The sequence below is a fragment of the Rhizobium sp. L43 genome (assembly GCF_002531725.1).
Lineage (GTDB): Bacteria > Pseudomonadota > Alphaproteobacteria > Rhizobiales > Rhizobiaceae > Rhizobium.
This window is the reverse complement of the sequence record NZ_NWSQ01000009.1, coordinates 1-26,775: the sequence shown is the minus strand read 5'-3', so window position 1 is coordinate 26,775 and position 26,775 is coordinate 1. Positions and strand designations below refer to the sequence as shown.

The window sequence follows — 26,775 nt, the reverse complement described above, 5'->3', positions numbered from 1 at the left end:
TGTGACGGGGTGCGTTGCATTTTCGCCACAATGCGTTGCTTAAAGGTCACGCAAGGGTTTTGGTATTTCGCTCCCGATCGAGTCGTTAGCGCGCTGGCTTTTTTGAGCCGGCGGTTGCTTGGTTTCGATCGGATGGCGAAGGCGGCGGGTGCCGTCTGAAGAGAGGCCGAATGACGCAGGATGGGGTATCGCCGGCGGCGGCAGGCGAGGCGGTGACGACGGTGACCGATCGTCGCGCCCTTTTCGCCGTGCCCGGCCTGGTGCTTGCCGGCGGCGCGCTTCTCTGCGCCACAGTGACGCTTTTCGTGCTGCTCGGTCTCACCCCGATCACGCCGAGTTCGCATGTCGTCATCACCTCGGTGATCGTCAATTCCTTCTTTGTCCTGACGCTGCTGGCGCTGATCGGCCGCGAGGTGGCAAGGCTGCTCAAGGCCCGTACCCGCGGCCGTGCGGCCGCGCGCCTGCATATCCGCATCGTCGTGCTGTTCTCGATCGTCGCGATCACCCCGGCGATCCTCGTTGCCATCTTCGCCAGCATCACTTTGAATGCCGGTCTCGACCGCTGGTTTGCGCTGCGCACCCAGTCGATTGTCAGCTCGTCGCGCAATATCGGCCAGGCCTACATGATGGAGAATGCCAGCTATCTCCAGGGGCAGACGGTCTCCATGGCCAACGACCTGGAGCGCAACCGGGCGCTCTACAGCCTCGACCGGACGGGTTTCGCCGACCTGATGACACGCCAGGCGAGGGGCCGCGGCCTGCTCGGCTCCTTCCTCGTCGAGCGCGACGGCTCGGTGATCGTCCAAGCTGATATCGCCACCGAAAAACCGTTGCCGGCGATCCCGCAGGACGCGCTGGAAAAGGCCGCTGCCGGCCAGCCGACGCTGATCCCGCCCGGTGTTACCAACCTCGTCGGCGCGATCATCAAGCTCGACGCCATCCAGGGCACCTTCCTCTATACGGTGCGCGCCGTCGATCCCAAGGTCATGGGCGCCATGCGGATGATGGAGGAGAACGCCACCGAATACCGCTCGATGGAGGCCAACCGCTTCTCGCTGCAGGTCGCCTTCGCCGTGCTCTACATCGGCTTCGCGCTGATCGTGCTGCTCGCGGCGATCTGGACGGCGATCGCCGTTGCCGACCGCATCGTTCGGCCGATCCGCCTGCTGATCACCGCGGCCGACAGCGTCGCATCGGGCAATATGGATATCGTCGTGCCGGTGCATGCCGTCGACGGCGACGTGGCCAATCTGTCGCGCACTTTCAACAAGATGATCTCGGAAATCCGCACCCAGCGCGACGAGATCCTCGAAGCCAAGGATGAGGTCGACGACCGCCGCCGCTTCATCGAGGCGGTGCTGTCGGGCGTCACTGCCGCCGTCATCGGCGTCGAGCAGGATCGCCGCATCGCCATCGTCAACAGTTCGGCCGAAACGCTGATGTCGCTGTCGGCCGACGAGATGCTCGGCAAGCAGCTGGCCGACATCGCGCCTGAGGTCGATCACGTGCTGACCGAGGCGGCGTCGCGTCATCGCGGCGATTTCCGCAAGCAGATCGCACTGGTGCGTGGCGGTACCGTGAGGACGCTGAGCGTGCAGGTCACCCGCGAGGAAGTGCGCGATATGAGCGAATCCTACGTGATCACGCTCGACGACATCACCGACCTCGTCATCGCCCAGCGCTCGACCGCCTGGGGCGACGTGGCCAGACGCATCGCCCACGAGATCAAGAACCCGCTGACCCCGATCCAGCTTTCCGCCGAGCGCATCCAGCGGCGTTACGGCAAGCAGATCGATCCGAACGACCGGACCGTCTTCGACCAATGCACCGATACGATCATCCGCCAGGTCGGCGATATCGGCCGCATGGTCGACGAATTCTCCGCCTTCGCCCGCATGCCGAAGCCGACCAAGGAGCCGAGCGACCTGCGCGATATCCTGCGCGACGCGATCTTCCTGCGCGAAATGGGCAATCATCATGTCAGCTTTGCGCAGGATTTCGGCGAGCAGCCGCTGGAGGGCCTGTTCGATAGCCGCATGCTCGGCCAGGCTTTCGGAAATCTGATCAAGAATGCCGTGGAAGCGATCGAAGCCGTTCCGAGCGACGAACGGGACGAACGCAAGATTCTCGTTCGCGCCGCCTTCGATGCCGGCCGCGACCGGTTCACCGTCGATGTCATCGACAATGGCCGCGGCCTGCCGGTGGAGAACCGCCACAGCATTCTGGAACCCTATATGACGATGCGCGAGAAGGGCACCGGCCTTGGCCTCGCCATCGTCAAGAAAATCATCGAGGAACATGGCGGGCAGCTCGAACTGCACGATGCGCCCGCCGATTTTGACCGGGGAAGAGGGGCCATGATCCGCGTGCATCTGCCACGCCGGGATCCGACGCCCGCTGCTCCCGCAGCCAATGACAAGGAAAGCGTTTATGGCCTCTGATATTCTCGTCGTCGACGACGAGCACGATATTCGCGAGATCGTTTCCGGCATTCTCTCGGATGAGGGACACGAAACGCGCACGGCCCACGACAGCGACAGTGCGCTGGCGGCGATATCCGACCGCGTGCCGCGGCTGATCTTCCTCGATATCTGGATGCAGGGCAGCAAGCTCGATGGTCTGTCGCTGCTCGATGAGATCAGGACCCGCCATCCGGATCTGCCCGTGGTGATGATATCAGGCCATGGTAACATCGAGACCGCCGTCTCGGCGATCAAGCGCGGCGCCTTCGATTTCATCGAGAAGCCTTTCAAGGCCGACCGGCTGATCCTGATCGCCGAGCGGGCGCTGGAAAATTCCAAGCTGAAGCGCGAGGTCTCCGAGCTGAAGCGCCGCACCGGCGACGCGCTGGAGCTCATCGGCACCTCGGTCGCCGTTTCGCAGCTGCGTCAGACGATCGAGAAGGTCTCGCCGACCAACAGCCGCATCATGATCCTCGGCGCATCCGGCTCCGGCAAGGAGCTGGTGGCACGGATGATCCACAAGAAGTCGGCCCGCGCCAACGGCCCCTTCGTGGCGATCAATGCTGCCAATATCACGCCCGATCGGATGGAGGTGGCGCTGTTCGGCACCGAGGGTACGCCCGGTCAGGCGCGCAAGATCGGCGCGCTCGAGGAAGCCCATCGCGGCATCCTCTATCTTGACGAAGTCGGCGAGATGCCGCGCGAGACGCAGAACAAGATCCTGCGCGTGCTGGTCGATCAGCAGTTCGAGCGCGTCGGCGGCTCCAAGCGTGTCAAGGTCGATGTCCGTATCATCTCCTCGACCGCCTATAATCTCGAGAGCCGCATCACCGAGGGCTGGTTCCGCGAGGATCTCTATCATCGCCTCGCCGTCGTGCCGGTGCGGGTGCCGGCACTTGCCGAGCGGCGCGAAGACATTCCCTTCCTCGTCGACCAGCTGATGCGCCAGATATCCGAGCAGGCCGGCATCCGTCCGCGCCGCATCGGCGACGACGCCATGGCCGTGCTGCAGGCGCATGATTGGCCGGGCAATATCCGACAGCTGCGCAACAATATCGAGCGGCTGATGATCCTTGCCCGCACCGACGGGCCGGATGCGCCGATCACCGCCGACATGCTGCCGACCGATCTCGGCGACATGCTGCCGAAGGTTTCCGCCAAGAACGATTATCACATCATGACGCTGCCGCTGCGCGAAGCCCGCGAGATGTTCGAGAAGGACTATCTGATCGCCCAGATCAACCGCTTCGGCGGCAATATCTCGCGCACCGCGGAATTCGTCGGCATGGAGCGCTCGGCGCTGCACCGCAAGCTGAAGTCGCTCGGCGTCTGATCCTTTCCGGCGCGGCGGATGTCGCGCCGCGTCTCCTATTGCTTCCCGGAAGACCAGGTTTCCCATGCCGAGAATTGCCTATGTGAATGGCCGCTACGTCAAGCATTCCGATGCCAGCGTGCATATCGAGGATCGCGGCTATCAATTTGCCGACGGCGTTTATGAGGTCTGCGAGGTGCGCCATGGCTATATCGTCGATCTCACCCGTCATCTGAACCGTCTCGACCGTTCGCTCGGTGAGCTCGGCATCGCCTGGCCGATGGGCCGGGCGGCGCTGACCCAGGTCATTCGCGAGACGCTACGCCGCAACCATGTCCGCAACGGGCTTTTCTATATGCAGGTCACGCGCGGCGTCGCGCGGCGCGATCACGTCTTCCCGGCCGAGGGCACGCCGCCTTCGCTTGTCATCACCGCCAAGAGCACCGATCCCAAAATCATCGCCGCCAAGAATGCCAATGGCATCAAGGCAATCACCGTGACCGACAACCGCTGGGACCGCGTCGATATCAAATCCGTCGGCCTGCTGCCGAATGCCATGGCCCGCCAACAGGCCAAGGAGGCCGGCGCCCAGGAGGCGATCTATGTCGACGGTGACGGCATGGTGAAGGAAGGGGCGGCGACCAATGTCTGGATCGTCGATTCCGAGGGAATGCTGGTGACGCGGCCGGCCGAACACGGCATCCTGCGCGGCATAACCCGCACCACCTTGATCGATGTCGCAGCCAAGCTCGGATTGCCGATCGCCGAGCGGAACTTCTCCGTTTCCGAGATGCTCGCAGCCCGCGAAGTCTTCCTCACTGCAGCCACAAGCATTTGTTTTCCGGTCGTTTCCGTCGATGGCCAGACCATTGCCAACGGTCATCCCGGCAGCCTCTCGCAGAAAGTCCGCGAGGCCTTTTTCGACGTTGCGGAAAAGATTGCGATTTGATACCAAGATTTGCTGGACAGGTGGAATGAGGGTGCCACCGGTCTTCGCATGGTGAGGTTGATTGATATTCTACCGGCCAGATTGGGTCGGCAATAAAGAAAGAAGCGGCGCGATGGCGGAACGTTCTCAGAATCTGCAGGACTTATTTCTCAATACTGTTCGCAAGCAAAAGATTTCCCTGACAATCTTTTTGATCAACGGCGTGAAACTCACGGGCGTTGTTACGTCTTTTGACAATTTCTGTGTTCTTCTTCGCCGTGACGGCCATTCGCAGCTCGTGTATAAACATGCGATCTCGACGATCATGCCGGGCCAGCCCATGCAGATGTTCGAGAGCGAAGAAGCAGCGTCCTAACAGGATCAGCCGTCATTTCGACACGCGATACCAAGAACGATTCGATCATCCCTGAGGCCGCCAAGCACAGGGACGACATGCGCGCGACGGTCATCGTGCCGGTTCTGAAGTCGCGCAGTCGCGGCGGCCAGACCGAATCGGCCTCGACCCGCACGCCGGAAAGCCGGCTCGAGGAGGCGACGGGCCTTGCTCAGGCGATCGAACTCGATGTCGTCAACGGCCAGGTCGTGCCGGTCAATGATCCCAGACCGGCGACCCTGCTCGGCACCGGCAAGATCGAGGAGATCAAGGCGCTGCTCGATGAGCGCGATTCCGGTCTCGTCATCGTCGATCATCCGCTGACGCCGGTGCAGCAGCGCAATCTCGAAAAGGAATGGAACGCCAAGGTCATCGACCGGACGGGCCTGATCCTCGAAATCTTCGGTCGTCGCGCCTCCACCAAGGAAGGCACGCTGCAGGTCGATCTCGCTCACCTGAATTACCAGAAGGGCCGTCTGGTCCGCAGCTGGACCCACCTTGAACGCCAGCGCGGCGGCGGCGGCTTCATGGGCGGCCCCGGCGAAACCCAGATCGAAGCCGACCGGCGGATGCTGCAGGACCGCATCATCAAGCTCGAACGCGAGCTGGAGCAGGTCGTGCGCACCCGCCAGCTCCACCGCGCCAAGCGCCGCAAGGTGCCGCACCCGATCGTGGCGCTCGTCGGTTATACCAATGCCGGCAAGTCGACGCTGTTCAACCGCATCACCGGCGCCGGCGTGCTGGCCGAAGACATGCTCTTCGCCACGCTCGACCCGACGCTGCGGCGCATGAAACTGCCGCACGGTCGCACCGTCATCCTGTCCGACACCGTCGGCTTCATCTCCGACCTGCCGACCCATCTCGTCGCCGCCTTCCGGGCAACGCTGGAAGAGGTGCTGGAAGCCGATCTCATCCTGCATGTCCGCGACATGTCCGATGCCGACAACCAGGCGCAGAGCTCCGACGTGATGCGCATCCTGAACGATCTCGGCATCGACGAGGCCGAATCCGCCAAGCGTCTGATCGAGGTCTGGAACAAGATCGACCGGCTGGAGCCCGAGGTGCACGACACCATGGTGCAAAAATCATCAGGCGCCAGCAACGTGGTGGCGGTGTCCGCCGTCAGCGGCGAGGGCGTCGATACGCTGATGGACGAGATCAGCCGCCGCCTGTCAGGCGTGATGACCGAAGCAACGATCCGCCTTCCCGTCGACAAGCTGGCGTTGCTGCCCTGGCTCTACGATCATGCGATCGTCGACGCCCGCGAGGACAATGAAGACGGCTCGATCACGCTTGATCTGCGCCTGTCGGAGACCGAGGCGACCGAACTCGAACGGCGCATCGGCAACGGGCCGAAGTCTGCTAGGGAAGATTGGGAGCGGTGAGCGGGGGCTTTTTGCTCTTGCTTATGGCTGCTTGTCACAGGTCCGCGCCGTCAATAATTTGATACGCCGAGAGGAAAGAGTCTTTCGCGCCCAAGGACTTGGACACGCTGGATTCCTGTGACAAGCACAGGAATGAGGGTGGATGGGGTTGGCGCCTTCGCCAAAATTTCCCGCTGAGACACCCAGCACTTAAGCGATGTACTGACGTTTCATAGAGCGTAGCGAATTAGAGTGCACAGCCAGTTCGGCGGCAGTTGGCGGAAGGCCACATCTCCCACCCTCATTCCTGTGCCTGTCACAGGAATCCAGCCACCGCGCGTCCGCGCGGTGAATGATTCCTATCAAAAGCAGGCAGTTGCGCGCCTTTCCTTCAAGGGACGACCGAAACATCATTCAGCCCCAACCACAGCCCGCTCGATCGCCTTGGCCGCCTGCCAGATCTCTTCCATCCGCTCCAGCGTCGCGTCTTCCAGCGTCTCACCTTCCGCTTCAAGAACATTCTCTATATGACTGAATCGACGTCGGAATTTAGTATTCGTTCCGCGCACTGCCTGCTCCGGATCCGCCTTCACATGCCGGCCGATATTGACGACCGCGAAGATCAAATCGCCGAGTTCGTCGCTGACCTTCGCCCGATCGCCTTCGCGAAGTGCGGCCCGCAATTCGCCGATCTCCTCCTCGATCTTGTCGAGGATCGGTTCGGGGGCCGACCAGTCGAAGCCGACCTTGGCGGCGCGTTCCTGCAGCTTCAGCGCTTCGGTCAGAGCCGGGAAGCTGCGCTGCACGGAACCGAGGAACCCGCCCTTGAAATCCTCGGTGATGCCGCGCCTTGCCCGCCGCTCGGCGCGCTCACGTTTCTCCGCCTGCTTGATCTCGTCCCACTGTATCTTCACCGCGTCGGGCGTATCCGCCTCCGAGCGGGCAAAGACGTGCGGGTGGCGGCGGATCATCTTGGTGGTGATGGCGTTGACCACGTCGCCGAAGGAAAATTCGCCGGCCTCCTCGGCCATGCGCGCGTGAAAGACCACTTGCAGCAAGAGGTCGCCCAGCTCGTCGCAGAGATCGTCCATATCACCGCGCTCGATCGCGTCTGAGACCTCATAGGCCTCCTCGATCGTGTAGGGCTTGATCGTCTCGAAATTCTGCTCGATGTCCCAGGGGCAGCCGGTTTCGGGATGGCGCAGCGCCGCCATGATCTCGATCAGCCGTGAAATGTCTTTGGAAGGTTGCATGTTGCCTCGGTTCAGCAGGCTTCAGTTCAGAGGCCCAGTTCAGTGACCCTCAGTTCAGTGGCCCTCAGTTCAGTGGAATGTCGTTGGCGCTCTTCGACGACTGGTAGCTGATCGACAGCGCGTCGTAGCGCGCCTTGATGCGGGCGGTCTGCGTCTTTAGCGCGGTCTTCAGCGGAGCCTCTTCGGTCTCGACGAGATCGGCGATGGCAAAGCTGTTCCAGAAGGCGTTTTGCCTGCGGTAGCCGCCGGGTTCAAGCCCGAAGACCTCCTTGAGAATCTTCAAATCGTGTGGAATGGCGAAGGCGTCGCGCGAATCCTCGTGGCTGAAAAAATAGTAGAAATTGTCGAAGCCCGCCCAGGTGATCGCCGACATGCACATGGTGCAGGGCTCGTGCGTCGACAGGAAGATCAGATCCTTGGTCGGCGGCTTCTCGCCAAGCTCATAGAAGCGCTTCAGCGTATGCACCTCGCCGTGCCAGAGCGGATTCTCCAGCTCGTTATTGGTTTCGGCGACGACAAGCGAAAGATCGGATTTCCTTAAGATCGCCGCACCGAACACCTTATTGCCAAGCGAAACGCCACGCTCGGTCAGCGGCAGGATATCGTCTTCCATGACCGAAAGCAGGCGGGAGGCAATGGTCTTATCAGGCATGAGGGCCCTCCAGTTTTCCTCAGTCTATCGCCTTGGCGGCGCGAGTGAAATGCGTGAAGCACCGGTGGACGTCTTTTGTCACAGGCTTTATACTGCACTGCAGCAAGCGGGCTGAGAATATGCGGCTTTTTGGCAGCACGGGTGACTTTTCTCAAATCACTGACGGCACGAGCAAAAGAATACCTGCTTGCTTGGGCTTTCGAATTTCTGTTCCTTCAATCCCTTGTCGATCAAGGGCATATTCCGGCAACTTCGAAGTGGATTGATGATGCCTCCCAAGACTGAACAGCTTTCGGTATTTCCCGCCTTCTTTCGCGTGGAAGGACAGAAGACGGCTGTCTTCGGCAATGGCGACGAAGCTTTCGCCAAGGTGCGGCTGCTGCTGAACACAAAGGCGCGGATTGTCGCCTATGCCGACCGGCCGGAAGCCGATTACCACGCTTTCCTGATCGCCAACCGTATCGAGACCGTGCGCGCTGCCTTCTCCGCCGAACAGGTCGAGGGTTCAGCGCTCGTCTTCGCCGCAACCGGCAATGAAGCTGATGACCGCAGCATCGTCGACGCTGCGCGTGCCGCCAGAATTCCGGCCAATGCGGTCGATCAGCCCGACTACTGCGATTTCTTCACACCGGCGCTGGTCAATCGCGCCCCTGTCGCCGTTGCGATCGGCACCGAAGGGGCCGGGCCGGTTCTGGCGCAGATGATCCGTGCGCAGATCGACCAGCTGCTTTCGCCTTCGCTCGGTCGCCTTGCCGTGCTGGCGACGAGCTATCGCAAGGCCGTTGAGCAAATTATTCCGCGTGGCGTCTCCCGCCGCGTCTTCTGGCGCCGCTTCTTCTCCGGCGCTGTTGCCGATGCCGTCGCCAATGGCAACCTGCCGCAGGCCTGCCACGCCGCCGACCGGCTGTTGGGCGCGATGGATAAGGTCGCCGGCCACGTCTGGCTGGTCGGCGCCGGTCCGGGTGCCGAGGATCTGCTGACGTTGCGCGCCCAGCGCGTGATGATGGAAGCCGACGTCATCGTCTATGACGCGCTCGTGCCGCAGGCGATCGTCGATATGGGCCGCCGCGACGCCGAGCGGCTTTCGGTCGGCAAGCGTAAGGGCTGTCATTCGAAGTCGCAGGAAGAGATCAACGACCTGCTGGTCGATCTCGGCCGCCAGGGCAAGCGCGTCGTCCGCCTGAAGTCAGGCGATCCCTTGGTCTATGGCCGGGCGGGCGAAGAAATGGCCGCTTTGCGCGCCGCCGGCATCACCTATGAGGTCGTGCCCGGCATCACCTCGGCTTTCGCCGCGGCTGCCGATTTCGAGCTGCCGCTGACGTTGCGTGGCGTTGCCTCCTCGCTGGTCTTCACGACAGGCCATGATCTCACCGGCGACGTGCTGCCCGACTGGGCAAGCCTTGCCGTCTCAGGCGCGACGATCGCCGTCTATATGGGCCGCACGGTTGCCGCCTCCGTCGCCGAACGGCTGATGCAGGCGGGCATCCCCGCCGAAACCACGGTCGCCGTCATCGAAAATGCCAGCCGCGCCGAGCGCCGCCTGCTGCATGGCACGCTCGCCGATCTGCCCGATCTGCAGCACCGCGACGAATTATCAGGGCCGGTCATGGTCATTATCGGCGATGCGGTCGCCGGCGCCAATTTCGAACTGTCCGAGCCGCTGGTACGTGCGAACGCCCGGCTCGAGGAACTTGCAAGGAGCTGAACATGGTAGACAAGGTTCTGACGGCCAACCGGCTGACGGATGGCATTGCCGTCTGGTTGGATGCGAACGGGAAGTGGTCCACCTCGCTGCAGGAGGCGCTTGTCGCCCGTCACAACGAAGCGGTTGAAGCGCTGGAGGCGATCGGCAAGAAATCATACGCCGACAACGAGGTGGTTGACGTCGCCGTCGTCGACGTTCAGGAAACCGACGGTGTTCTCTGGCCGCTTCGCCTTCGCGAGCGCATCCGTGCGCAGGGCCCGACCATGGAATATGCCCCGGGCTACGCTCCTGCCGATCCCGAATTCATTGCAGTCTGAGGAAGACGATGTACCGTTACGACGAATTTGACCATGCCTTTGTTACCGAGCGCGTCGAGCAGTTTCGCGATCAGGTCCAGCGCCGCCTTGCCGGCGAGCTGGCCGAGGATGCGTTCAAGCCGCTGCGCCTGATGAACGGCGTCTACCTGCAGCTCCATGCCTATATGCTGCGCATCGCCATTCCCTATGGCACGCTGAGCGCGCGCCAGCTGCGCATGCTCGCCCATATCGCCCGCACCTATGACCGCGGCTATGGCCACTTCACCACGCGCCAGAACCTGCAGTTCAACTGGCCGAAGCTGTCGGACATTCCTGATGCGCTGGCCGACCTCGCAAGCGTCGAGATGCATGCGCTGCAGACCTCGGGCAACTGCATCAGAAACGTCACCGCCGATCATTTCGCCGGTGCCGCCGCCGATGAGGTCGCTGATCCCAGACCCTACGCCGAAATCCTGCGCCAGTGGTCGTCGGTGCATCCGGAATTCTCCTTCCTGCCGCGCAAGTTCAAGATCGCCGTCACCGGTGCCGAGCGCGACCGCGCCGCAATCCAGGTGCATGATATCGGCCTGCACGTGAAGACGAACGAGAAGGGCAAGATCGGCTTTGCCGTCTATGTTGGCGGCGGCCAGGGCCGTACGCCGATGATCGCCAAGCTGATCCGCGACTTCCTGCCCGAGGAAGACCTGCTCTCCTACACCACGGCAATCGTGCGCGTGTACAATCTGCACGGCCGCCGCGACAACAAGTACAAAGCCCGCATCAAGATCCTGGTGCACGAAACCGGCACCGAGGAGCTGACGCGCCAGGTGGAAGCTGAATTCGCCGCGCTGAAGGATACCGAGCTCAAGCTGCCGGAAAAGGACGTCCAGTCGATCGCTGCCTATTTCGCGCCGCCTGAGCTGCCCGAGCGCGCCGAAGGCTGGGAAAACCTTGCCCGCTGGAAGAAGGCCGATTCCGGTTTCGCCCGCTGGGTCCAGCAGAACGTGCAGCCACACAAGAACCCCGATTACGGCATGGTGACGATCTCGCTGAAGCCGATCGGCGGTATTCCGGGCGACGCCTCGGATGCGCAGATGGATGCGATCGCCGATCTTGCCGAGGAGTATGCCTTCGACGAGATCCGCGTCAGTCATGAGCAGAACCTCATTCTGCCGCATGTGCCGCTTGCCGATCTCGAAGCCGTCTATCGCGGCCTCGTCGCCATCAATCTGGCGGAAGCGAATGCCGGCCTGATCACCGATATCATTGCCTGTCCGGGGTTGGACTACTGCGCACTCGCCAATGCGCGCTCCATCCCGCTGGCGCAGGAAATTTCCCGCCGCTTCGGCAATGCCGAACGTCAGGCAGAGATCGGTGAGCTGAAGATCAAGATCTCCGGCTGCATCAATGCCTGCGGCCATCACCATGTCGGCCATATCGGCCTGCTCGGTGTCGAGAAGAAAGGCGCCGAACTCTACCAGATCACGCTCGGCGGCTCCGGCGACGAACATACGTCTATCGGCGAAATCATCGGTCGCGGCTTCGAGCCGGACCGGGTGACAGACGCGATCGAGACGATCGTCGACACCTATCTCGGCCTGCGCCTCGATCATTCCGAGAACTTCCTCGCCGCCTATCGCCGCGTCGGACCGCAGCCGTTCAAGACTGCGCTCTACGGCTCGGCCGCCGAAGCGGCATAAGGAGGGGATGATGACCAAGATCTGGAGAGAAACCGGTTTTGTCGAAAACGATCCCTGGGTGATCGAAACCGACGAGGTGAAGGCGACCGAGGAGCAGAAGCCGCTGCTCGGTCTCGACGAACTGATCGCCAAGGCCGACGAAAGCAACGATGTCGGCCTCGGCGTGCTGATCAAGCCGGCCGACGATGTGCGCCGGCTGGAGCCCTATCTCGATCGCCTGGCAATCGTTGCCGTCGCCTTTCCGGCCTTCAACGACGGCCGCGCCTTCAGTCATGCCTCGCTGCTGCGCCAGCGCCTGGGCTATAGCAACGAGCTGCGCGCCGTCGGCGACGTGCTGATCGATCAGGTGCCGCTGATGCTGCGTGTCGGCATCGACAGCTTTTCCGTCAGCAACGCCACGGCACTGAAGCGGCTTTCCGAAAACCGTCTTCCCGCCATTCCCCATCATTATCAGCCGGCGGTGCGTGACGCCGACGCTGGCAAGGGCTATAGTTGGCGCCGTCAGGCGAAGCCGGCCGCATAAGCGGCCGGTCCGCCCTTTTACGACGGCGGAACAGTAGCATGAAGACATTCGAAGTGGCGGTGATCGGTGGCGGTCTCGCCGGTATGATCGCCGCAATCGCGCTTGCGCGCGGCGGCCGCAACGTGGCGCTGGTGGCGCCTTCTTCGAAGGAGGACCGGCGCACCACGGCGCTGATGGATCAATCGATCCGCTTCCTCGATCGCCTGACTCTCTGGGAAAGGCTGCGCCCGGCAGCCGCACCTCTGACCAGCATGCGCGTCGTCGACGGCACCGACCGGCTGCTGCGCGCGCCGACGACCACGTTTCGCGCTGCCGAGGTTGGCCTGAATGCCTTCGGCTATAATTTTCCCAACAAGGTTTTGACCGAGATCCTCGAAGCGGCCGCGGCCGGCGAGGGCAATATCACCCGCTTCACCGACATGGCCGAATCGATCGGCGTTACCGCCGAAGCCGTTTCGATCACGCTTGCCGGCGGCGAGACGCTGACGGCCGATTTTGCCGTCGGCGCCGATGGCCGCGGCTCGAAATTGCGCGAGACGGCTGGCATCGACACCCGCAAGTGGTCCTATCCGCAATCGGCCATGGTGCTGAACTTCGCCCATTCGCTGCCCCACCAGAATATCTCGACCGAGTTCCACACCAAACACGGCCCCTTTACCCAGGTGCCGCTGCCGGGTGGCCGTTCCAGCCTGGTCTGGGTGCAGGATCCCGCTGAGGCGGCTGCCCGCATGGAATTGCCGCTCCCTGAACTTGGGCTGCTCGTCGAGGCGCAGATGCAGTCAATGCTTGGAAAGGTTGATGTGGAGGAGGGCGTCCAGCTATGGCCGCTGTCGGGCATGATGGCGCATCGTTTCGGCAAGGGACGCATCGCACTGATCGGCGAGGCCGCCCATGTCTTCCCGCCGATCGGGGCGCAGGGGCTGAACCTCAGCCTGCGCGATATCATGGCGCTTGCCGATATCCTCTGCGACAGGGCGGAATTGCCGGTGCCGGCCGATGCCGGCGAAAGCTTCGACCGCAAACGCCGCGCCGATATCATGACGCGCACGGCCAGTGTCGATATTCTCAACCGCTCGCTGCTCTCGGATTTCCTGCCCGTCCAGATGCTGCGGGCCGCCGGCCTGCATATCCTCTCGGCCATACACCCGCTGCGCAACATCGTCATGCGCGAGGGCATCGAGCCTGGCCGCGGCTTTCGCGATATTCCGGATGCGCTACGGGAAAAGCTGAAGCGGAAGAAGGCCTGATCGGATCACGATCAGCCAGAGCGAAACGCTCACCACCGAAAACACCGTGGTGATCAGGATCGTCGCCGAGGCGCGCTCCTGCCAGACGCCATATTGCTGTCCGATGACGAAGACATTGGTCGCCGTCGGCAGTGAGGCGAGCAGCACGGCCGCCTGAATCCACACCGGCTCGAAACCACCCACCGCCGTCAGCGCAACGAAGACCGCGATCGGATGCAGGATCAGCTTCGCCGGCACGATATAGCCGATCTCCGCCGGAACCCGTTTCAGCAGCCTGAGCGCCAGCGTCACGCCCATGGCAAAGAGCGCGCAGGGGGCGGCCGCCTGGGCGAGGTAATCGACCAGCCGCTGAAATGCCAGCGGCTGATCAATGTGCAGGGCGGCCACGGCAAAGCCTGCGGCCGTCGACAGGATGAAGGGATGCAGCGCGACCTTCCGGGCGATATCGGCGGCAAGCCGCCCGGCCGAACGCTTATCGTCGCCGGCCGCCGCCATCAGCGCCGGCGCGACGATGAAATGCAGCGCGTTCTCGAAGCAGATGATCAGTGCCACCGGCACGGCAGCACTTTCGCCGAGTGCCAAGAGCGCCAGACCAGGCCCCATATAACCGATATTGCCATAAGCGCCGGCAAAGGCCTGGATGGTGCAATCGGCGAGCGAATTGCCGCGCACCAGACGGCCGATGGCGAACAGCAGGATGAAGACCGCATAGGTCGCGGCGATATCGGTGACGATGAAATCGACGCGCGTCAGCTCTTCGATCGGCGTGCGCGAGACAAGCTTGAAGAACAAAGCGGGCAGGGCGGCATAGATGATGAAGGTATTCAGCCAGCCGAGCGCCTCGGCCGGCTGCTTCGTCGCCTTGGCGGCGATGAACCCGATCAGGATCAGACCGAAGAACGGCAGGAGCAGGCTGACGATATCGGCCAAGAGGTCTTCCAATGCGTGGGAATGATCGGCGGGGTAGAAGCTCTAACCGATTTGCATCAGGATCGGAAAGGTCTGCTGGAACCAGATCGCCACATCGCTGACCCAACCGAACAGGAAGGCGAGGCCGGTGAGGATGAGGAAAACGCCCATCACCTTCTCCACCGTGCCGAGATGGCGGCGGAAGCGCGAGAGGAAGCGCATGAAGGCGCCGGAAAAGCCGGCGGCGATCCAGAAGGGGATGGCAAGGCCGAGCGAATAGACGGCAAGCAGCCCGGCGCCGGAGCCGACCGTCTCGCGCGAGGCGGCAACGCCGAGAATCGCGCCGAGCACCGGGCCAATGCAGGGCGTCCAGCCGAAGGCGAAGGCAAGGCCCATGATGTAAGCGCCCGTCAGCGTCGCCGGTTTGCCGCCGCCCTGGAAGCGCGCCTCGCGGGCCAGCAGGCCGATTCGGAAGAGGCCGAGGAAATTCAGCCCCATGACGATGATAACAAGCCCGCCGAGCTTGGAGAGCAGATCGAGATGCTGGCGAAGCGCCATGCCGATGCTGGAGGCGCCGGCGCCGAGCGCCACGAAGACGGTGGCAAAGCCGAGCGTGAAGAGCAGCGCCGAGAACAGCACGCCGCGCCTGATATCGGGCGCCACCGCCACCGTGGAGCCGCCGCGGAACTGCTCGACCGAAATGCCGGCCATATAGCAAAGATAGGGCGGGACCAGGGGAAGCACGCAGGGCGAAAGAAAGGAAAGCGCCCCTGCTATGAGAGCGCTCCACAGGGAAATATCGGCAATCGACACGCATTCTCTCCGGCTGCAATCTGCGTGATGTTCCTAGCTTTGCAGGCCCGGCATTGCCAATCACCTTTTTGCGCACGCAGGCAATATGCCTGGAGCTCGGCAAGAAATGTGCCGATCGCCGAAAAAAGCCGAATTTTTCGGTTGACCGCAATGGGTCGCCTGCCTATGTTCCGCCCACTTCCAGCCGGGGTGGGCACACCCGCGGAGAGGGAGAGCGTAGCTCAGCCGGTAGAGCAACTGACTTTTAATCAGTAGGTCTCGGGTTCGAACCCCGACGCTCTCACCATAAAATCAAAAGACTTAGCGGAAATTTGTGACTTTTGCGACCGGCAAAACGTCACACGCTCAATTCGTCGTGCGCTTCCGGGTCGCCTCGATTCACTGCAGGATCTCTTTGACGACGCGGAGATTGCCGCTCTGGACGTTCGGGGTCGGCTCCACTGATGGCGTTGCCATCGCTCCTGTTTTCTCTGGCTCGAGGTAAGATTTTATCTTACTTTATAAGAAACAGGGAAGGCGTGCGACGATGCGAAATGCGGAAAAGGTAACCATTACCCTCACGGCGGATATGCTGCGGAGCGTCCGCGAGACCGTCGAAGCTGGTGAGTTTGCGACGACGAGCGAAGCGATGCGTGACGCGGTGCGGGTATGGCAGCGTCAGCGGCTTGAGGATGCCGAGCGCCTCAACGCCATGCGGGCTCGCATCCGGCGTTCTCTGGACGATCCTCGCCCGAGCTTGACGGCGGAAGAGGCCGAAGCTGATATGGACAGCTTCATGAACGATCAGGAAAAAGCGTCCCGTAATGCGGCGCGCTAAGGTCATCTACCGGCCCGAGGCGCTTGGCGACCTTCGCCAAATCTATATTGACATCGCCGATAGGAGTCAGAGCAACGTCACCGCCAATCGCTTTGTGAAGCGCATCATGGCGAGGTGCCGCAAGATCGGAAATGCGCCGAACGGCGGGCGTCCGCGAGATGATCTGGCCCCGGGCTTACGAACCGTGCCGTTTGAGCATTCCGCTGTGATTGCGTATCACGTCGCCGACGCAGTTGAGATCGTCAACATTTTTTATGGCGGCAGAGACTATGAGGCCCTGTTTCGGGTGGGTGATGACGAGGATGAATCGTGACCGGCTTTTGGGATTCGTCTCCCCAATGACCTCTTCATTGCTGGCGCGTCAATTCGATCGGACGCGCATCTAGAGAATTTCGATAGGCATATTCAACGCCGCCTGGATACCGTCCGCCCCAGGCGACCGAGACGATTTGTTCGGCCATGCCCGCCGTGGGGCGTCTCGAAACGCGGAGTTGCCCGCAGATAATATTCTTCACCGCGAGCACGGCGTTGCGCGAGGGGCGGGATAACGCGACGCTTCATGAAATTGGCTAAGACACAGGAACCAACTTCCACCGCGGCCCGTTTTCTCCTCATGACGAAATGGGAGAAATCGATCATGGATTGGAATCGTATCGAAGGAAACTGGAAGCAGGCGAAGGGCAAGATCAAGGAGCAGTGGGGCAAACTCACGGACGATGATCTCGACCAGATCGCCGGCAAGCGCGACCAGCTGGAAGGCAAGATCCAGGAACGGTATGGCATCGAAAGGGATCGTATTAGACGCGATATCGATGACTGGACCGGTCGCCAGACTTGGTAGTATCTGAACAAAAACCCGGTGAAAGCCGGGTTTTTGCTGTCGAGGAAGCTAAGGGCTGTCTTATCTCATGAATATCCACCAACAGCCAAGAGAAGCGCGCCGACCGCGATAACAGCCAGGGCTGGCCAGTTTTTGGAGAGGCCGAGGAACCTGAGGCCTTGGCGCTGTGGCTCCAGCGTGGTGCCGCCTTGCGGCAGTTGATGTGGATTGCTTGGCTTTCGACCAAGCACCGAAGAGAAGAGAAAGAGAAGACCGCCGATGATAAGAGCGGCACCGGTCAGGATTGCCAACATAGTGGCCTCCGCGAACGACATGGATGTTGGGTAAACAAGATCCGGACCTGATCGTTCCGTAAGTGGCTACTCACTCGGACAAACTCCGAGGAAACATCGATGCAACCTGAGCCGGAACCAAATGCACTCGCATTGAATTTGACCGTTGAGCAATCTTGGAGATCCCGATGGACAAGACACCGAAGGCGGCTATCAGCGGTATGATATTGTACGTACTGGCTCTTCTCGTCTTAGGCATTCTCGCGGGCGCCGTGTACACAATCTATGGCCATCCCGGTGATCCGTCGGAGCGACCGGCTGCCGAGACGATTCCGGAAAGAGCCACGGCCCCGCAATGAGATGCGTCGTACCAGGGAATTGACTGGTCGCCTTTGACAACAAAGGATGACCGGGAAGGCGTCTGCCGGATCCGGCGTGCACCCGGTCAGGTCGTGCTGAAAAGCCTGTGCTCGATTGCAAAAGATCTGCAAGCTGCAACTGATATGGCTTTGGAAAGCAAGGCAGAAATCCTGTCGCAAGTCCTTCCAACCAGTAGAGAGCTATATTTATAGGGCGAACAACCTGCGACACCGAAATCGGTGTCTGGGTCTGGACCTATTGAATTGTCGTTCCAGATGCCGTCGGGCAGGTCTGGGAATGCTGGGAATTGCGCGGGGCAGTCGAGAGGAGTTTGCGGATGAGAGAACATGCGGTCGTGATATCCGGAGGCGGGCCGACCGGGCTGATGCTGGCGGGCGAATTGGCCTTGGCCGGCATCGATGTCGCCATCGTCGAACGTCGCGAGAACCAGGAAATCGTCGGTTCGCGGGCCGGCGGCCTGAGTTCGCGCACGCTGGAGGTTCTCGACCAGCGCGGCATCGTCGACCGGTTCCTCAAGGAAGGGCAGATCGCCCAGGTCACGGGATTTGCGGTCACCCGGCTTGATATCAGCGACTTCCCGACCCGGCACAATTACGGGCTGGCGCTGCGGCAGAAACATATCGAGCGCATCCTGGCCGGCTGGGTCGACGAACTGCCGGTGCCGATCTATCGCGGCCGGGAAATGACGGGTTTTGCTGACGACGGGACAGGCGTCACCGTCGAACTCTCCGACGGCGCTTCGCTTCGGGCAGGCTATCTCGTCGGCTGCGATGGCGGTCGCAGCCTGGTTCGCAAGATTGCCGGCATTGCGTTTCCGGGATGGGATGCGACGACCAGCAATATTCTCGCCGAGGCCGAGATGGAGGAGGAGCCGCCGCTCGGCGTCCATCGCACTGTGCTCGGCATGCACGCCTTCGGCCGCGAGGAATATGAAATCCGCGACGGCAAGGTGGTCTTTGCCAGTGAAGGCCCGATCAACGTCATGGTGACGGAAAAGACTGCGGGCGGCACAGGCGAGCCGACGCTTGGCGATCTCAAGCAAGCGCTGATCGATGCATGCGGAACGGATTACGGAATCCACAGTCTGAAGTGGATTTCGAGGTTCACCGACATGTCGCGCCAGGCGGCAGCCTACCGCAAGGGCAGGGTGCTCCTCGCCGGCGATGCCGCGCATGTCCATTCTCCGGTGGGCGGGCAGGGCCTCAATACCGGTGTGCAGGATGCGGTGAATCTCGGTTGGAAGCTGGCCCAGGTGGTGAAAGGAATATCGCCGGAAAGCTTGCTCGACACCTATCACGCCGAGCGCTATCCGGTTGCCGCCCGCGTGCTGCGCACGACGATGGCGCAGGTCGCCTTGCAGCGCACCGACGATCGCACCGAAGCCTTGCGAGACATCCTATTGGAACTGCTCGGCATGGAAGAGCCGCGCAAAAGGATCGCCGCTGAAATGTCCGGACTGGCCATCCATTACGACCTCGGCGAGGGGCATCCGCTGCTTGGCCGCCGCATGCCCGACCTTGGTCTGGCGACGCCGGATGGCCCCTTACGTGTCTATACGCTGCTCAAGAATGCGCGGCCGGTGCTCCTCAATCTCGGCGCGCCCGGCAGTCTCGACATCACAGCGTGGTCAGACCGCGTCCAGTTGGTCGACGCCGGCTATGACGGTGCATGGGAACTGCCGGCGCTGGGTGCGGTCTCGGCGCCGACCGCCGTGCTGATCCGGCCCGATGGTTATGTGGCATGGGTGGGCGAAGGGACGCAGGATGGTCTGCGCGAGGCTGTGAATAGCTGGTTCGGGCCGCCCGACTCACGCCGCGAACGTGGCTAAGCGGCAAGCGGAATCGAGCCGCAATCGGCCATCGTCTCGGCCTCCGGCATCGGTTTGCCGCGGCGTTCCCAAGTCCGGCGGCTGATGCCGAATGCCTCCCATGGGCGCGATAGGCTGAAGGAATTGGCGAGATAATCGGCTCTGGGAATCGCGCCTGCGGCGCGGCGCTGCTCTTCTTTCCGGCTTCGGTCCCGCTGCCGCCGTTTTTCCTTTTGCAGCTTTGCTCTTTTCCGTTTCGGCACATCGAAGGCACCGATCGTGCGGATATCGAGGGCGCACCGCTCGTCGTAGCTCAAATGCAGAGCGTGACCGAGCGCGTCGGCGGACAAGGGAGAAAAACGCACCTTGGTCCGCTCATAGATGATTTCCTCTATGCAGGCTTTGCTAGCCCAAGGCAGCCATCGAGCCGACCAGCCGAGAACCACCTCGGGAAACTCTTGCCGGAACTCGACAAATGCGAGGCCGGCGATCACCTCGACGTAAATCAATGCGTCATCGGCCTCGGGCACGATCGCTCCGTGCCGATGCCTGATCAATCTTTCGATCTCGCGCATCCGACCGTGGAAATGGTTCCAACGGCCACCCCGCGCGCGGCGCTGAACGGCCTTGTAACCCAGCAGACAATCGCCGAGCTTGACTGATATAACATCCCGCGCCAGGCCAGCCGGCTGCTCCGCTTTTACCGCTCGTTTCTCCGATTGAGCCGCTTGATCTGCGCCCACAAGGCGGTCCATGGATTTTCCCCTGCGATCTGCCTTGGAAGGCCGAAACAACTGATCGTACAGGAAGACCGAGGGGGTGATCATCCACTCTTGGTGCAGTTCACACGCAATTCTATGGATGTCGAAGACGCGGCGGTCGATTAGGGTTCGACCCCAACGCTACGTTTGTAAATGCCAAAGACATTGCAGCAGCACTCGGCGGATCGCCGAGAGGAGAAGGCGCGGCTGAGCCGTCATATTCACGTCTGCGTCTGCAATCAGCGGAAGCCGAAGAAACTTAAGATGGCGAGCACAATAACGACAGCGCCGACAAGCCAGATCAAATTGTTCATGGGAACCGTTCTCCTGTTCGAATTGAGTCATCCGTGACCCGATGACTTAACTGTGGTGCAGGGCTTGGGGTTCCCGAACAATCGATCGCCGCAGCGCGCCTCTCGCTAATTCGGCTCGCTGCAATACGCGGTTCTGCAGCCGCTTTAGATCACTCTTGTCTTTCAATAGCTGCAGGAGCGAGCATTGCCGGGTCTGAATCCACCCGCGCACGCCGGATTTATCGAGCTATTCCGTTGATACTGAAAATCCTCGTTGTTGTGGCTCACGGGCGATGTGCAGGAAGAGGCAATCGCTGCCACAGCAAGCAGCGCCCCGGCAGCTGCAAATGTGAGAAATCGGTTCATCTAAGCCTCTCCTTACGAGTCTGGTCGTGGTCAAAATCCGCATGCCATCGCCAGCCTGATACGACAACTGCCGACACGCGAGATCACGCGCACTTGATCCGAAACATTCCTATGATTGATCAACCAATCTTAATGCGTGATGCGTCGAGCTGCATTGATGATCAGATGCGCTTTACTGTAATCGAAGTGGGCTATTCTGTCGTTATGGAAAGTAGTTTTAACGGCGTCGGAAATCGAGTTTAGCCAATTTTGTCTTGAACTTATCGCGGATTTTTAGTAAATTTATACCATAAAAAAGTAATATAAATGGGAGGATACTATGACTGAAACTCGGTTTGATCCGGTTTTGCTTAATCGCAACCATTTCGTCGCTGAAATCACGTGCCTCGATGAAATCTTCGATTTTCTGGATGAGTGGCCGGAGGACAAACGAGGTTTGGCATATGACACGCTGTTGAAGGCGTGCCGGGATGCGGCCAATGGGCGTTTCCCGCTGGGTGCTGCGCGCGAGAATTTCCGGCGCTTTCTGAAGATGTCGGGCGTGCTGGCAAAGGTCGAGGGCGCCCCCAAATTCGAGCAGCTGATGGGCGATCGAAATATCGGCAATGCTTGATAGGATAGGGTAGCCAAGAGCGCGCCGTCACATCATGTGCGGCGCGTTCTGGTTTTTATGTCGGCGGCCCGCCGCACGCCTGTTTCTTCGCCCAAAGCGCGCGACAAACCTTCTGCAGGGGCAGATGGCGATCCCTCGCTGCATCTCACGCCAAGCCGCCATTCCAGTCGCATCGGAAGACCAGCATAGGCTTCGAAAAGCCCTTGAGGCGTCGGCGCGAGGCGTGACCGAAGAGATCGGTGGCGCCATATTCCCGAAAGATATTCTCTGAGACGAGGATCTGGTCGCTGGCGGCGGCCGCGCAGAGGCGCGCCGCAAGCTGCACGGTCGAGCCGAAGAGGTCGTTGCTGTCCTCGACCGGCTCGCCGCAATCCAGCCCGATGCGGATGTGGATCGGCTCGGTGTTTCCACCGTTGTAATGCTTGAATTCCTGCTGGATCCTCATGGCGCATTCGACGGCGGCCGCTGTTGAGGAAAAGGCGGCCATGATGCCGTCGCCGGTGTGCTTCACTTCCCGGCCTGACGTTTGGCCGAGGCATCGGCGCACGATCGCGTCATGGGCCCGCACCATTTCGGTTCCGATGCGGTCGCCGAGCCGCGCTGTCATCTCCGTCGATCCGACGATGTCGGTAAAGAGGATTGCCCGGTGACCGGGATCCACGTCGGCGGTGGATTGGCCAGGCGCCGGCTCGGGGTCATGAATTCGGCCGAGAAAGGCCTCGACCGCAGACAACGCGACCTCGACGATCTCGCCGGCGACGAAGCCGTGCGCCTCGCGATGCACGCATTGGGCGGTTTCCATGTCAGGCGCATCCACGAGACAGAAGGCGGTCCCGCGCCGCTGATCGAACCAATAGGTGAGAAACTTGACGCCGTAGCGATCCTGAATGTCGAGATCCATGCGATGCGCTCGGGCAACGTCGGCTGCCGACGTTCCCTCAAGAAAGTGCCGATCCATGAAGATAGGCATCGCGCGTCCTCCCAGGTCCGTCGCGTACAAGAACCGGCATTGTACGATCCGGATGCGGCTCCGTCCACCTTTGGGACAATCAAGGAGTGATTATTGAGGCCGTTTCATTGAGGAAATCCGATGCGTTGCTGTAAATCATATAGAATACGAAAGGAATGGTTGCGCTTTAATCAGTGTGATTTGCATGGAAGCCCGATATTTACCATAATCGACCGCTTAAAGACTGGTCATGGGGTTCATGGCTATTCCGCTTCCAAGCTCCTGGGAGTCCGGAGGGATGAAGAGCTACGTCTGTTATGGTCATTCTCAGCCAAGATCAAAGCCGCAGGCTGGCAAGTGAGGTGGCCCGCCAAAGGCATGAAAATTGCATCGCATCCCATAAGCCCACCAAAACTGGAAAAGCTGTAGCAAAGTGAGACAGACGGCAAACTTTCGACCAGTCGGCTTGGCCTCAATGGGGCTCGGCCATTATGCCGTCATTAACTCTGTATGGGATGCCGCCCGCACGCTGCTGCACGACTGGCCGGTCGACGACGGCGAAGAATATTTCGAAGCGGTAAAGTCATGCCTGGATGCGATTATCGGCGATCTCCAGCCGGATGAGGTGCGGGCATCTTTCATCAGGGCCGCACAGGAAGCCGGCATCGCCGTCATCGAAGCTGCGGATTGAACGCCCGGCTGCGTTCGGCGAAAACTCCGGCTTGACCCGTCCATCCCCAACAGCCGAGCGTTCCGTCTTGACATTTCCAGCTGACGTTCTAAATTAGAACAAAACAGGAACATTGGAGATGGTCATGACGCATACGGAACAGGTGATCGCCAACGCCCTAGCCCTTGTCGAAGCGTCCCGCGCAGCGCGCGAGCGGGATCAGCTGCGGCGTGCCGCCTGGCAGAGAAAGGTCGAACTCAGCCGGCCGCTGCCGCCCTTGCCGCGTCCGGTTCAATTGCCATTGGCGCTGAACTGATGCAGCCGGCAAAGACCTTGGAACCCGATCCGGCTTGGCCCGATGAAGCGTGGCCCGATCAAGCGTGGCCCGATCAAGCCTGGGAAGTCGAAGCCGTGCTGGCCTGGCATGACGACAATGCCAAGGCGACGATCCGCTCGCTGCTTGATGACTGCAAACATCTCCGCCAGCAACTCGCGTTGGCGGAAAGCATGATGAGCCGCGGGATGGCCCGCGGTTGGACACCACGATACGAGCGCGACGCCCTTTGAGACGGCGCCATCGAAATCAAGCATCTCTGGATGCTGATCGGGATTTCGGGAGCCGGCAAGGACGTCAGCCGTCTGCCGCTTTTGCCTCCGGATTAAGGCCGACACTGGCGAAATAGGCCTCCAAGGCTGAAGCTTCGCCGGAGGCGACGATGGCGCCGACATAACCGTCCGGGCGCACCAGCACCCAGTCGCCTGGCGTCAGGGCGTAGGCGTCGCGGAAGTGTCCGCCTTCTTCGATCAGATCGCCGCGCCGGCCGATCCTGTGGATGTGCAATCCTCTCCGCGCTAGCACGGCGGCTTGCTCGACCTCGTAGCCGAGCAGCGTCCAGTGCACGCCCGCAAACAGCTCGAACAGACGCCGCGGCTGGCCGGCGGCACCTTTGAGAGGTGCATCCGGGGCGCGGTCGCCGGCCAGCAGGCCGCTCCGCCGCTCCGGCTGTTCCAGCGCGAAGGAGGATTCGGGGTAGCCGATATCGAGCTGATGAACCTCGCGGCCGCGCCGCAACTCACCGCGCTTCAGAGCATCGAGCAGCGTCGTGGCAAGGCCGAGCATGGCGGCGGCGATCGGGCGGCGCTCTTCCTCATAGCTGTCGAGCAGCGCGTTCGGGGCGCCGCTGGCGACTGCCGCCAGTTTCCATCCGAGGTTATAAGCATCCTGGACGCTGGTATTCAGACCCTGTCCGCCGGTCGGCGGATGCGTATGGGCGGCATCGCCGGCGAGGAATACGCGGCCATGCCGGTAGCGATCGGCAAGCCTGGCATTCATGTTGAAGGCCGATGCCCAGGAAACCGATTGGATGGTGATGTCAGGACGGCCGGTGCGCTGCTTCACCAGGGCGGTCAACCCTGCCGCGGAAAGATCGATATCGCCTTCGAGCGGAATAGGCCCCTGGATCTGGAACATCTCCGTTCCGGCGAGCGGGCACAAGGAAATCTGTTTCTCCATGTCGCCCTCGGCGAAGCGATGCCAGGCGTCGCGATCGAGGCCGGTCAGCATGACATCGGCGACGATGGCGCGGACCCCCAGCGTCTTGCCGGGAAAACCGATATCGAGCGCATGGCGCACGAAGCTGCGACCGCCATCGGCGCCGACGAGCCAGCGCACGCCGATCGTTTCTTGGCCCGAAGGACCTTTGAGCCGGGCGGTGACCACAGTCTCATCCTGTTCGAAGCCGATGAGTTCACATCCGAATTCGGGCCGATGCCCGAGTTCGAGCAGGCGCTCGCGCATCACGCCCTCGGTCAGGAACTGCGGCGCCATCAGGGCGAGATGATAGGGTTCGGCAGCCGTCGGCTCCTCATGCGGCACGACGTCGGATTCGGCAAAGCTTCCGTCGACGCGATATTCCCGCTGTGGTGGATAGACGCCGCCGAGCGCGACGATCCGGTCGAGAATGCCGAGATCTTCAAAAACCTCCTGCGTTCGCGGCTGGATCCCCTTGCCGCGCGAGCCGCGGAACGGGTCGTTCAATTTCTCGATCAGGCGGAAGCTGACGCCGCGCCGGGCGAGCTCGATCGCCAACGTCAGGCCGGCTGCGCCGGCGCCTGCTATCAACACGTCAACTGTCGAATTCTGTGTCATATCAATCTCCATATGTGTATTATGCACACAATAGGAGAATCGATATGACGACGTCAACAGAAAGTGTGCAAAATACACATATGTCGGAAAAACTGCGCGAACTGCATGGGGCTTTGATCGAGATCGTCAGCGTCATGAACCGGCCCCAGCGCGACGAGCAGATGGTCCGGGAGGCGGGCATTTCGCTCGATCGCGCGCTGTTTCCATTGCTGGTCGCGGTGGAACGCCTCGGTCCGATCGGGGTGGTGGAACTCGCCGACCGCGCCGGGCGTGACTACACCACCGTCAGCCGACAGGTCGCCAAGCTCGAAAGTCTCGATCTGGTCGAGCGCCGCGGAAGTGCCGCCGATCGCCGCGTGCGCGAGGCGATCATCAGCCCGAAGGGCAAGGCGATGACCGATCGGGTCGACGTCGCCCGCGAAAGGATCGGCCGCGCCATCTTCGAGCGGTGGGACGAGCACGACTTCCATGAACTCGTCCGGCTCATGCGCAAGTTTGCGGAGGACATCGGCGGCAGTGCCGGGGAAATGCAGGACGAGGGCGGACCGCAGGCGGGTTAACTACGGAATCCCTCCCGGATCTGGCGGTGAATTCACCAGAGCCATTGCGCCGACGCGTCTACAATGGTTTTGTGGCGTCCTGCAATCCCAACGCTTTCCGGTGATTCCCCATGTTCGATATTCTGTGGCGCGGCCTGGTGATCGGCGCCGGCGCCACCATCCTCATGGACCTCTGGGCGATCCTGCTCACGAAGGTCTTCGGTCAGGCGGCGCCGAACTGGGCGCCGGTCGGCCGCTGGTTCTGGCATCTCGGCCGCGGCAAGGTCTTTCACGAGAACATCGCCGATGCCGAACTCTATAGCAATGAGCTGGCGCTCGGCTGGATCAGCCACTACGCCGTCGGCATTCTCTATGGCGTGATCTTTGCGCTCATCATGGGATCCGCCTGGCTGGCAGCCCCGACATTTCTTCCCGCCTGGATCTTCGGCATCGTCACCGTCGGGGCAGGGTGGTTCCTGCTGCAGCCGGGCCTTGGCATCGGCTGGGCCGCCTCCAAACATCCGACCCCGAACAAGGTCCGCTGCTTCAATCTGCTGGCGCATACGGTGTTTGCTTTGGGGCTTTATGGCACGGCGTTGATTATTGGGTGAGTCGGGGTCGGTTTCGTCCGCCTCGGGGCGAGGGGATATGCCGCAGCGTCTCGATTCCCTCTTCTCCCCAGCGGGGCTATCAGATTCACACATCATCGAAAGCTGAGAGGAGGAGGGATACGCCGCGCTTAGCGGCCTGGAACTGTTG

Annotated in this window: 30 protein-coding genes and 1 tRNA gene; 22 read left to right on the top strand and 9 right to left on the bottom strand. The window is 61.5% G+C overall.

Annotation, left to right across the window (positions count from 1 at the left end; all coding sequences use genetic code 11):
- The first annotated feature begins 170 nt into the window (after positions 1-170).
- From CO667_RS13245 to hflX, 5 genes are all read left to right on the top strand, one after another.
- Positions 171-2,441 (top strand): PAS domain-containing sensor histidine kinase, encoded by a 2,271-nt coding sequence (locus CO667_RS13245; protein WP_097618816.1) that lies wholly within the window; start codon positions 171-173, stop codon positions 2,439-2,441.
- The gene (locus CO667_RS13240) at positions 2,431-3,795 is read left to right on the top strand and encodes a sigma-54 dependent transcriptional regulator (protein WP_064838387.1); all 1,365 of its coding nucleotides are present in this window, start codon (positions 2,431-2,433) and stop codon (positions 3,793-3,795) included. The genes CO667_RS13245 and CO667_RS13240 overlap by 11 nt, the downstream gene beginning before the upstream one ends.
- 64 nt (positions 3,796-3,859) lie before the next feature.
- Entirely contained in the window at positions 3,860-4,723 is an 864-nt protein-coding gene (locus tag CO667_RS13235; protein ID WP_097618815.1) for a D-amino-acid transaminase, read from the top strand.
- A 112-nt stretch (positions 4,724-4,835) separates the two neighbouring features.
- Positions 4,836-5,078, top strand: a complete 243-nt coding sequence (hfq, locus tag CO667_RS13230; protein ID WP_003539403.1) for an RNA chaperone Hfq — start codon at positions 4,836-4,838, stop codon at positions 5,076-5,078.
- Positions 5,079-5,155: 77 nt separating this feature from the next.
- Positions 5,156-6,481, top strand: coding sequence for a GTPase HflX (gene hflX / locus CO667_RS13225; RefSeq protein ID WP_097618814.1), 1,326 nt, complete (start codon positions 5,156-5,158; stop codon positions 6,479-6,481).
- Positions 6,482-6,870: 389 nt separating this feature from the next.
- Here the strand turns inward: hflX and mazG are convergent, their stop codons facing one another.
- Both mazG and CO667_RS13215 read right to left on the bottom strand, forming a co-directional pair.
- Positions 6,871-7,713: a nucleoside triphosphate pyrophosphohydrolase gene (gene mazG / locus CO667_RS13220; protein WP_097618813.1), complete on the bottom strand. Its 843-nt coding sequence runs from the start codon at positions 7,711-7,713 to the stop codon at positions 6,871-6,873.
- Between the two features lie 64 nt (positions 7,714-7,777).
- Positions 7,778-8,365: a nucleoside deaminase gene (locus CO667_RS13215; RefSeq protein ID WP_097618812.1), complete on the bottom strand. Its 588-nt coding sequence runs from the start codon at positions 8,363-8,365 to the stop codon at positions 7,778-7,780.
- A 268-nt stretch (positions 8,366-8,633) separates the two neighbouring features.
- On the opposite strand from CO667_RS13215, the gene cysG reads away from it, so the two are divergent.
- Genes cysG through CO667_RS13190 form a run of 5 tightly spaced genes read left to right on the top strand, consistent with a single transcriptional unit; the run spans position 8,634 to position 13,836 of the window.
- On the top strand, positions 8,634-10,070 hold the full coding sequence (cysG, locus tag CO667_RS13210) for a siroheme synthase CysG (RefSeq protein WP_097619001.1): 1,437 nt from the start codon (positions 8,634-8,636) through the stop codon (positions 10,068-10,070).
- 2 nt (positions 10,071-10,072) lie between these two features.
- Positions 10,073-10,387: a DUF2849 domain-containing protein gene (locus tag CO667_RS13205; protein ID WP_097618811.1), complete on the top strand. Its 315-nt coding sequence runs from the start codon at positions 10,073-10,075 to the stop codon at positions 10,385-10,387.
- Positions 10,388-10,395: 8 nt separating this feature from the next.
- The gene (locus tag CO667_RS13200) at positions 10,396-12,066 is read left to right on the top strand and encodes a nitrite/sulfite reductase (protein WP_097618810.1); all 1,671 of its coding nucleotides are present in this window, start codon (positions 10,396-10,398) and stop codon (positions 12,064-12,066) included.
- A gap of 10 nt (positions 12,067-12,076) precedes the next feature.
- Entirely contained in the window at positions 12,077-12,589 is a 513-nt protein-coding gene (locus CO667_RS13195) for a DUF934 domain-containing protein (RefSeq protein ID WP_097618809.1), read from the top strand.
- 38 nt (positions 12,590-12,627) lie between these two features.
- Complete coding sequence (locus CO667_RS13190) at positions 12,628-13,836, top strand: UbiH/UbiF family hydroxylase (protein ID WP_097618808.1); 1,209 nt, start codon at positions 12,628-12,630, stop codon at positions 13,834-13,836.
- Here CO667_RS13190 and CO667_RS13185 read toward each other — a convergent pair.
- Entirely contained in the window at positions 13,804-14,766 is a 963-nt protein-coding gene (locus CO667_RS13185) for an AEC family transporter (protein ID WP_097618807.1), read from the bottom strand. The two genes, CO667_RS13190 and CO667_RS13185, sit on opposite strands and share 33 nt — an antisense overlap.
- 42 nt (positions 14,767-14,808) lie before the next feature.
- A complete protein-coding gene (locus CO667_RS13180) occupies positions 14,809-15,558 on the bottom strand; it encodes a cytochrome c biogenesis CcdA family protein (protein WP_097618806.1) in 750 nt (249 codons plus the stop codon).
- Between the two features lie 210 nt (positions 15,559-15,768).
- On the opposite strand from CO667_RS13180, the gene CO667_RS13175 reads away from it, so the two are divergent.
- The 4 genes from CO667_RS13175 (at position 15,769) to CO667_RS13160 (ending at position 17,216) form a co-directional block, all read left to right on the top strand.
- Positions 15,769-15,844: transfer RNA gene (locus CO667_RS13175), tRNA-Lys, on the top strand.
- Between the two features lie 240 nt (positions 15,845-16,084).
- A complete protein-coding gene (locus tag CO667_RS13170) occupies positions 16,085-16,375 on the top strand; it encodes a ribbon-helix-helix domain-containing protein (RefSeq protein ID WP_097618805.1) in 291 nt (96 codons plus the stop codon).
- Entirely contained in the window at positions 16,362-16,688 is a 327-nt protein-coding gene (locus CO667_RS13165) for a type II toxin-antitoxin system RelE/ParE family toxin (RefSeq protein WP_097618804.1), read from the top strand. Before CO667_RS13170 ends, CO667_RS13165 begins: the two co-directional genes overlap by 14 nt.
- Positions 16,689-17,012: 324 nt before the next feature.
- Positions 17,013-17,216, top strand: coding sequence for a CsbD family protein (locus tag CO667_RS13160; protein ID WP_097618803.1), 204 nt, complete (start codon positions 17,013-17,015; stop codon positions 17,214-17,216).
- Positions 17,217-17,281: 65 nt separating this feature from the next.
- Here the strand turns inward: CO667_RS13160 and CO667_RS13155 are convergent, their stop codons facing one another.
- Positions 17,282-17,509: a hypothetical protein gene (locus tag CO667_RS13155; RefSeq protein ID WP_097619000.1), complete on the bottom strand. Its 228-nt coding sequence runs from the start codon at positions 17,507-17,509 to the stop codon at positions 17,282-17,284.
- Between the two features lie 167 nt (positions 17,510-17,676).
- On the opposite strand from CO667_RS13155, the gene CO667_RS35370 reads away from it, so the two are divergent.
- Positions 17,677-17,847: a hypothetical protein gene (locus tag CO667_RS35370; RefSeq protein WP_179874135.1), complete on the top strand. Its 171-nt coding sequence runs from the start codon at positions 17,677-17,679 to the stop codon at positions 17,845-17,847.
- 338 nt (positions 17,848-18,185) lie between these two features.
- Positions 18,186-19,697, top strand: coding sequence for an FAD-dependent monooxygenase (locus tag CO667_RS13150; RefSeq protein WP_097618802.1), 1,512 nt, complete (start codon positions 18,186-18,188; stop codon positions 19,695-19,697).
- On the opposite strand, the gene CO667_RS13145 is transcribed toward CO667_RS13150, so the two are convergent.
- The gene (locus CO667_RS13145) at positions 19,694-20,431 is read right to left on the bottom strand and encodes a hypothetical protein (protein WP_097618801.1); all 738 of its coding nucleotides are present in this window, start codon (positions 20,429-20,431) and stop codon (positions 19,694-19,696) included. The two genes, CO667_RS13150 and CO667_RS13145, sit on opposite strands and share 4 nt — an antisense overlap.
- 482 nt (positions 20,432-20,913) lie before the next feature.
- Positions 20,914-21,096 (bottom strand): hypothetical protein, encoded by a 183-nt coding sequence (locus CO667_RS35865; protein ID WP_097618799.1) that lies wholly within the window; start codon positions 21,094-21,096, stop codon positions 20,914-20,916.
- Between the two features lie 319 nt (positions 21,097-21,415).
- Here CO667_RS35865 and CO667_RS13130 point away from each other — a divergent pair, with 319 nt between their 5' ends.
- Positions 21,416-21,709 carry a DUF982 domain-containing protein gene (locus tag CO667_RS13130; RefSeq protein WP_097618798.1) on the top strand — a complete coding sequence of 98 codons (294 nt, stop codon included), beginning with the start codon at positions 21,416-21,418 and terminating at the stop codon, positions 21,707-21,709.
- Positions 21,710-21,854: 145 nt separating this feature from the next.
- Here the strand turns inward: CO667_RS13130 and CO667_RS13125 are convergent, their stop codons facing one another.
- Positions 21,855-22,679: a nickel-binding protein gene (locus tag CO667_RS13125; RefSeq protein ID WP_097618797.1), complete on the bottom strand. Its 825-nt coding sequence runs from the start codon at positions 22,677-22,679 to the stop codon at positions 21,855-21,857.
- Positions 22,680-23,091: 412 nt separating this feature from the next.
- Here CO667_RS13125 and CO667_RS13120 point away from each other — a divergent pair, with 412 nt between their 5' ends.
- The 3 genes from CO667_RS13120 to CO667_RS13110 all read left to right on the top strand — a co-directional run bounded on the left by CO667_RS13120 (position 23,092) and on the right by CO667_RS13110 (position 23,895).
- Positions 23,092-23,349, top strand: a complete 258-nt coding sequence (locus tag CO667_RS13120) for a DUF982 domain-containing protein (protein ID WP_097618796.1) — start codon at positions 23,092-23,094, stop codon at positions 23,347-23,349.
- A 124-nt stretch (positions 23,350-23,473) separates the two neighbouring features.
- The gene (locus tag CO667_RS13115; protein ID WP_010069037.1) at positions 23,474-23,644 is read left to right on the top strand and encodes a hypothetical protein; all 171 of its coding nucleotides are present in this window, start codon (positions 23,474-23,476) and stop codon (positions 23,642-23,644) included.
- Positions 23,644-23,895 carry a hypothetical protein gene (locus tag CO667_RS13110; RefSeq protein ID WP_097618795.1) on the top strand — a complete coding sequence of 84 codons (252 nt, stop codon included), beginning with the start codon at positions 23,644-23,646 and terminating at the stop codon, positions 23,893-23,895. Before CO667_RS13115 ends, CO667_RS13110 begins: the two co-directional genes overlap by 1 nt.
- Before the next feature lie 64 nt (positions 23,896-23,959).
- On the opposite strand, the gene CO667_RS13105 is transcribed toward CO667_RS13110, so the two are convergent.
- Positions 23,960-25,477 (bottom strand): FAD-dependent oxidoreductase, encoded by a 1,518-nt coding sequence (locus CO667_RS13105; protein WP_097618794.1) that lies wholly within the window; start codon positions 25,475-25,477, stop codon positions 23,960-23,962.
- Between the two features lie 44 nt (positions 25,478-25,521).
- Between CO667_RS13105 and CO667_RS13100 the strand changes: the two genes are divergently transcribed.
- Together CO667_RS13100 and CO667_RS13095 are read left to right on the top strand one after the other, a co-directional pair.
- Positions 25,522-26,037: a MarR family winged helix-turn-helix transcriptional regulator gene (locus tag CO667_RS13100; RefSeq protein ID WP_097618793.1), complete on the top strand. Its 516-nt coding sequence runs from the start codon at positions 25,522-25,524 to the stop codon at positions 26,035-26,037.
- Between the two features lie 110 nt (positions 26,038-26,147).
- Positions 26,148-26,627 (top strand): DUF2938 domain-containing protein, encoded by a 480-nt coding sequence (locus CO667_RS13095; RefSeq protein ID WP_097618792.1) that lies wholly within the window; start codon positions 26,148-26,150, stop codon positions 26,625-26,627.
- The last annotated feature ends 148 nt before the right edge of the window (positions 26,628-26,775 follow it).